Source organism: uncultured Anaerococcus sp. (genome assembly GCF_963510575.1).
Taxonomy (GTDB): Bacteria; Bacillota; Clostridia; order Tissierellales; family Peptoniphilaceae; genus Anaerococcus.
In genome coordinates this window covers 1-6274 of record NZ_CAUPFR010000090.1, presented here as the reverse complement: position 1 = coordinate 6274, position 6274 = coordinate 1, and the positions used below count along the sequence as shown (strand labels likewise).

At 36.5% G+C, this 6274-nt stretch carries 8 protein-coding genes; 7 read left to right on the top strand and 1 reads right to left on the bottom strand.

What is annotated here, in order from left to right:
- From RQ907_RS06875 to recA, 4 genes are all read left to right on the top strand, one after another.
- Positions 1–1590 (top strand): DNA translocase FtsK (locus tag RQ907_RS06875; protein ID WP_311492640.1); only part of this gene is annotated, 1590 nt, incomplete at its 5' end.
- A gap of 9 nt (positions 1591–1599) precedes the next feature.
- Positions 1600–2130, top strand: coding sequence for a CDP-diacylglycerol--glycerol-3-phosphate 3-phosphatidyltransferase (gene pgsA / locus RQ907_RS06870; protein WP_311492639.1), 531 nt, complete (start codon positions 1600–1602; stop codon positions 2128–2130).
- Between the two features lie 21 nt (positions 2131–2151).
- Positions 2152–2565: a hypothetical protein gene (locus tag RQ907_RS06865; RefSeq protein WP_311492638.1), complete on the top strand. Its 414-nt coding sequence runs from the start codon at positions 2152–2154 to the stop codon at positions 2563–2565.
- Between the two features lie 57 nt (positions 2566–2622).
- Positions 2623–3675 carry a recombinase RecA gene (gene recA / locus RQ907_RS06860; protein ID WP_311492637.1) on the top strand — a complete coding sequence of 351 codons (1053 nt, stop codon included), beginning with the start codon at positions 2623–2625 and terminating at the stop codon, positions 3673–3675.
- Between the two features lie 41 nt (positions 3676–3716).
- Here the strand turns inward: recA and RQ907_RS06855 are convergent, their stop codons facing one another.
- Positions 3717–4751: a DNA polymerase IV gene (locus tag RQ907_RS06855; RefSeq protein WP_311492636.1), complete on the bottom strand. Its 1035-nt coding sequence runs from the start codon at positions 4749–4751 to the stop codon at positions 3717–3719.
- Between the two features lie 71 nt (positions 4752–4822).
- On the opposite strand from RQ907_RS06855, the gene RQ907_RS06850 reads away from it, so the two are divergent.
- From RQ907_RS06850 to tilS, 3 genes are all read left to right on the top strand, one after another.
- Positions 4823–5068, top strand: a complete 246-nt coding sequence (locus RQ907_RS06850) for an RNA-binding S4 domain-containing protein (protein WP_311492635.1) — start codon at positions 4823–4825, stop codon at positions 5066–5068.
- Complete coding sequence (locus RQ907_RS06845; protein ID WP_311492633.1) at positions 5061–5684, top strand: septum formation initiator family protein; 624 nt, start codon at positions 5061–5063, stop codon at positions 5682–5684. The genes RQ907_RS06850 and RQ907_RS06845 overlap by 8 nt, the downstream gene beginning before the upstream one ends.
- A partial coding sequence (tilS, locus tag RQ907_RS06840; protein WP_311492632.1) for a tRNA lysidine(34) synthetase TilS occupies positions 5668–6274 on the top strand: 607 nt, incomplete at its 3' end. The genes RQ907_RS06845 and tilS, both read left to right, overlap by 17 nt.

Here is a 6274-nt window from a genome sequence, read left to right as displayed (position 1 = left end):
TTAAAGATTAAAAATTGTCAAGCCAATAATCAGCCAAGAAAAGCTGCTAAAAGAAGGCTGGTCAGACAAGAGGAAATGCCAAGACAAGATGAAGAAAAAAATGAAAAACTAATCAAGGATTACAAGTCCAAGCAAGTTGAATTTGCAGACCTTAATGAAGACTTAAAAAGAGAATTTGCAAATTATTCCTACCCACCAGTCAACCTCTTAAATGATGTTGACACAGAAGATGGGATTGATAATGATGAAATCAGGGCCAAGGCAAGGACAATTGAAGAAACCTTGGAGTCATTTGGTATCGAAGGTAAAATCGTCCAGATAGACGTGGGACCAACTGTCACCTGCTATGAGCTAAAACCAGCTAGGGGTGTTAAGGTATCAAAGATTGTAAATTTGGCTGATGATTTATCCTTAAGCCTAGCCACATCTGGAATTAGGATAGAAGCACCAATTCCTGGCAAATCCCATGTTGGAATTGAAGTAGCCAACGATAAAAAAGAAGTAGTAGGCTTTAAGGAAATAATTTCATCTACAGAATTTATCAAATCAAGGTATGCTATTCCTTTCGCTATGGGCAAGTCAATTTCTGGTGAAGTAATCATTTCAGCTATTGAAAAAATGCCACATTTGTTGGTATCAGGAGCGACTGGTTCTGGTAAGTCTGTTTGTATAAACACAATTATTATGTCAATTTTATATAAACACAGCCCAGATGAGGTCAAACTCCTTTTGATAGACCCAAAAGTCGTTGAGCTTTCTATCTATAATGGTATCCCACATTTGATAATGCCTGTTATAACTGATCCTAAAAAGGCATCGTCTTCTCTATTTTGGGCGATTTCTGAGATGGAAAAAAGGTATAAACTTTTTGAAGAAAATCATGTTAGGGATATAAAAGGCTATAAGAGAGCGGCTGAGACTGATGATTCTATGGAAAATCTTCCATATATAGTGGTAATTGTGGACGAACTTTCAGATTTAATGATGACAGCTGCAAGCGAGGTAGAAGACTATATCACAAGGCTTGCCCAAAAATCAAGGGCCTGTGGAATCCACTTAATAATTGCAACCCAAAGGCCAACAGTAGACGTAATCACAGGAACAATTAAGGCAAATATCCCATCAAGAATTTCTTTCGCTGTAACAAGTCAGATAGATTCTAGGACAATCTTAGATAGCCAAGGAGCAGAGAAACTTCTTGGCAAGGGCGATATGCTCTATGCGTCATCTGATTCTATGAAACCTTTGAGAATCCAGGGGGCCTTTATATCTGATGAAGAGGTTTTAAGTGTAGTAGAATATATAAAGGGTTCAAGCGAAACTTCTTATAATGAAGAAGCTATAGAAAAAGTAGAAGAAAATGTAAGTACAGATCTTGAAGATGAGGATGAGCTTTTAGATGAAGCTATAAAGGTAATTGTGGCTGACCAAACAGCATCAGTTTCCATGCTTCAAAGGAAGCTTAAAATCGGCTATGCTAGGGCTGGCAGGATTATTGACCAGCTGGAGCAAAAGGGTATAGTCGGTGGTTATGAGGGCAGTAAACCTCGTAAGGTCCTCGTGGATAGGACCCATATTGAAAATTTATAGGAGAAAAATATGAATATAGCAAATAAAGTGACAATGGTAAGGCTTGTTATGATTCCAATTTTTGTCGTAGCTTTTTATTTCTACGGCACAAGCTACAACCTAGCTGCTATTTTATTTATGATAGCATCCCTAACAGATGCCCTTGATGGATATCTCGCTAGGTCTAGAAACCTAATTACAAATTTTGGTAAATTTGTAGATCCTTTAGTCGATAAGGTCCTAACTATGGCAGCCTTTATAGTCCTTGTGGAAGCAAAAATTATTCCTGCTTGGGCAGTAATTATAATTATATCTAGAGAACTAATAATTACAGGTTTTAGGACCCTAGCAGCTGACATGGGTATAACTATAGCTGCATCTATGTGGGGCAAGGCTAAGACTACAAGCCAGATGATTTCGCTTGTTTTACTCCTCCTTCACAACGAAGCCCTAAATAAATTTGGAGTATATGTTTTTTATTTGGCAGTTATTTTGACAATTATTTCAGGACTTGATTATCTAATTAAAAATAAAAAAGTTTTAGACTTAGAAAATATTTAAGATTAGAATATAGGAGAATGTATGAATAATGAAGAAGGTAAGAAACTAATAAGGGTGGAGTTAATCCTATTAGTTTTCCAAGTCCTTGCAGCTCTTTTAGGTAATTTTATCCACCAGAGATTTATGACTGATGGGGCTAGTATTACTATAAAAAGGTTTAATTTTGTTTCCCCAATGACTTGGGGATATGGTAATTTTTTTCCGGTTTTATTTTTATCATCTTTGGTAATAATGGGAATTATAATGTTAAACGCAAAGAGGAAAAATTCCTACTTAGAAGATAGGCTAAGTTCAAATATAGTTGCTTTTGGAGGACTTTTATTTTTGATGGTACCTCTTATGATTAATGTGCAACAAATTAATATTGGACTCATAATCATGGTTACTATTCAATTTGCGATTTTTGCCATAAATATGGTTAGAACAAGAAATTAGACTTTATTAAAAAAAGATATATAATAATAGTAGACAGTAAGTGTATAAGGAGTGTATATGGACGCAGAAAAAAAGAAGGCCCTTGATCAGGCTTTTAAGCAGATAGAAAAGAAATATGGCAAAGGCTCAATCATGAAGATGGGAGAAGCTCCAAGAATGGCTATAGATGCTATTCCTACAGGGGCAGTTAACCTTGATATAGCCCTAGGTATTGGCGGACTCCCAAGGGGAAGGGTCATTGAAATCTATGGACCAGAATCATCTGGTAAGACAACCCTCGCTCTTCACGTAATATCAGAAGCCCAAAAACTTGGCGATACCTGTGCCTTTGTGGACGCAGAACACGCTCTTGATGCTGAGTATGCAGGAAATCTTGGGGTAAATATTGATGAATTGATTTTGTCTCAACCAGACACTGGTGAGGCAGGCCTTGATATAGCAGAAAGTCTTGTCAGGAGTGGGGCAGTTGGCCTAATCGTAATCGACTCTGTTGCAGCTCTTGTACCAAAGGCTGAAATTGAAGGAGAGATGGGTGATAGCCACATGGGTCTACAGGCTAGACTTATGAGCCAGGCCTTAAGGAGACTTACAGGTATCATTTCCAAATCAAATACAACTGTTATTTTCATCAACCAATTGAGGGAAAAAATCGGAGTTATGTTTGGAAATCCTGAGACAACTACAGGTGGACGTGCCCTTAAGTTTTATTCTTCAGTAAGGCTTGATATTAGAAGAGTTAAGACTATTACAGAAGGAGATAATTCTATTGGTTCTAGGACTAGGGTTAAGATTGTTAAAAATAAGGTAGCCCCACCATTCAAGATAGTCGAATTTGATATTATGTATGGTAAGGGTATCTCAAAGGCTGGTGTTCTTTTGGATACAGCAGTTGATTTGGATATTATTGAAAAGGCTGGTTCTTGGTATTCCTATGGCGAAGAAAAACTTGGCCAAGGTAGGGAAAATGTCAAGCTAATGCTAGAAGAAAATGCTGAACTTGCTAAGGAAATTGATGAAAAAGTAAGGGCAGCTTTCAAAAAAGATTTAGGTCCAGTTGAGGAAGCAGAAGACGAAGAAGTTAAACAAGAATCAATCTTAGATCAAGAATAAAATAAGACCCGTAAGTATGGAAAAATACTTGCGGGTATTTTTTATAGAAAACTAAGTTGGTTGATATCCCTTGCTGAGAGATTTGATAGGGATATACCGATTAGCCTGATATATTGGCCATGAAAGGCTTCATCTAAGAGTTTTGAGGCTTCCTCATAGATATAATCGGCCTGGAAAATTGGTTCTTGAATGGTAATTGAACGAGTTTGGTTTTTGAAATTTTCATCCTTCAATTTTATGGAAATGGTCTTTGCTTGTATATTTTTTTTTATCATTTCAATTTCAATTAGGTCGGAAATTCTCCTTAAATATTCTTTTAAAACTTGGATGTCCTTGGTATTTTGCCTAAAGGTCCTTTCCTTGCCGATTGACTTCCTATCTCTGGTTGGATTTACAGGTCTTTCGTCAATGCCCCTTATTACTCCGTAAATATAGTCTCCACCCTTACCAAAGAGGCCCTCTAAAAATTCTTTGTCTAATTTTAAAAGGTCAGCCACCTTGTAAATGCCAATCCTATTAAGCTTGGCAGACCCACGCCTGCCTATGCCGTGAACCTTACCAACAGGTAGGTCTGGCAGGATTTTGCCTACGTCATCTTTGCCTATATATTTTATTCCAAAGGGTTTATTCCAGTCGGAGGCAAGTTTGGCGAGAAATTTATTGTAGGAAATTCCGATAGATATAGGAATCTGAGTCTTATTTAGGATTTCTTCTTGAAGGCTTTTTGCAAAGTTAAGAGGGTCTTTAAGGTCAATTTCAATGTAAGCCTCATCTATAGAAACTTGTTCGAAAAGTCTAGCGTGAGCTTTTACCAAGTCAAAAACCTCCATAGATTTTTCCCTATAATAAGGATGGTCAACCTTAACCATAATTAGGTTGGGGCAGAGGTCCTTTGCCATAAAAACTGGCATAGCAGAGTGGATGCCAAATTTCCTGGCCTGGTAATTTGCGGTTGTAATTATAGATTTATTGCTAAGTCCCCCAACAGCCATGGGTCTGGTCTTAAGTTTTGGATTTCTGATTTCTTCGCAGGATGCGTAAAAGGCATCACAATCGATATGGAGAATGTATTTCATAATATAACTATACTAATTATTGAAAATTTGGCTAAATTGCATAAGGCAGACTAAAAAAGTAAAGTTAAGTTATGAGAGTAGATAAATTTTTAAAAAATTCAAGAATTATAAAAAGACGACAAGTTGCCAAGGAAGCTTGTGAGAATGAGCGTGTAAAAATCAATGACAAGACCGCCAAGCCAGGAAGTGAAGTTGAAAAAGGTGATATAATAGAAATTACCTTTGGAAAGTCAGTCCTAAAGGTGAAAGTCCTTGATTTGATAGAAGGCGCTAAGAAAAATACAGCAGATGAAATGTATGAGGTAATAGATGGTTAAAAATAGAAGAAGGGCGAGGAAAGACGCCTACCTTTCTAAAAGAAGACAAAAGAATAAAAGATTTTTGCGAACAGCACTTGGTCTAGTTGTCATTTCAAGTGTTGGCTTTCTTTATTTGAATCATTCCATGAATATGGAAAATGAACATATGACCAAGGATATAATTTCTAGTCAAAAAAAACTAGAAGATGTAAAAACAGAAATAAAAAGCCTTAAAGACGATTATGAGATGAGAAATACTGATGAATTTAAGGAAAAAATAGCCAAGGAAAAACTCGGTATGGTTAAAAAAGATGAAAATAGGAAGGAAGAAAATTCTGTAATTAAGCCGGTAAATAATCCTGACGAGGAAAATCAAACTAAGCCGGCTGATTCTTCAAATAATTCTAATAATAATCCAAATACCAATTCTAACCAAAATGCCAACCAAAATGCAAATCAAAATGCTAACCAAAACCCTAACTCAAATCAGAATAATAATCAAAATGCTAACCAAAACCCTAACTCAAATCAGAATAATAATCAAAATGCTGGGCAAAACCAGCTTCCAAATGCAGGCAATAACCAAAATCAAAACCAACAAGTAGGGACACCAACAAATGAAAATGGAAGATAGGGTTTATAAAACCCTTGTAGAAAACGAGCTAATTTCTAGGGGAGATACGGTAATTGTTGGGGCAAGTGGTGGCCCTGATAGCCAATTTCTAATCCATATCCTTAATCAATTTAAAGATAATCTTGGTTTTGACCTTGTACTTGCCCACCTAAACCACCTACATAGGAAGGAAGCTGGTTTAGACGAAGACCTGGTAAGGTCTACGGCAGAAAGGCTTGGCTTAAAATTTTATAGTAGGTCAAAGTCCATGGATGAGTATGCTAGAAAATTAAAAACATCAGCAGAAGATGCTGGCAGACGTTTGCGCTATGAGTTTTTCGAAGACTTGGCACAAAAATTTCCATCTAGTAAGATTGCTGTAGCCCACAATATGGATGACCAGGCAGAAACAGTCCTTATGAGGATAATCAGGGGTACAGGTCTTGATGGACTTAGGGCCATGGATTATAAAAATGGAAAACTAATCAGACCTATTTTGAATATAAAAAAGAGTGAAATTTTATCCTATCTTGATGAAAAAGGTATTGCCTATGCCATAGATTCTACAAATTTTGAAAACGATTATACCAGAAATAAGTTAAGGTTAGATA

What these genes read in the sequence shown, in the direction of transcription:
- pgsA (WP_311492639.1), top strand. Translation starts at nt 1,600, where the DNA reads ATGAATATAGCAAATAAAGTGACAATGGTAAGGCTTGTTATGATTCCA.
- RQ907_RS06865 (WP_311492638.1), top strand. Translation starts at nt 2,152, where the DNA reads ATGAATAATGAAGAAGGTAAGAAACTAATAAGGGTGGAGTTAATCCTA.
- recA (WP_311492637.1), top strand. Translation starts at nt 2,623, where the DNA reads ATGGACGCAGAAAAAAAGAAGGCCCTTGATCAGGCTTTTAAGCAGATA.
- RQ907_RS06855 (WP_311492636.1), bottom strand. Translation starts at nt 4,751, where the DNA reads ATGAAATACATTCTCCATATCGATTGTGATGCCTTTTACGCATCCTGC.
- RQ907_RS06850 (WP_311492635.1), top strand. Translation starts at nt 4,823, where the DNA reads ATGAGAGTAGATAAATTTTTAAAAAATTCAAGAATTATAAAAAGACGA.
- RQ907_RS06845 (WP_311492633.1), top strand. Translation starts at nt 5,061, where the DNA reads ATGGTTAAAAATAGAAGAAGGGCGAGGAAAGACGCCTACCTTTCTAAA.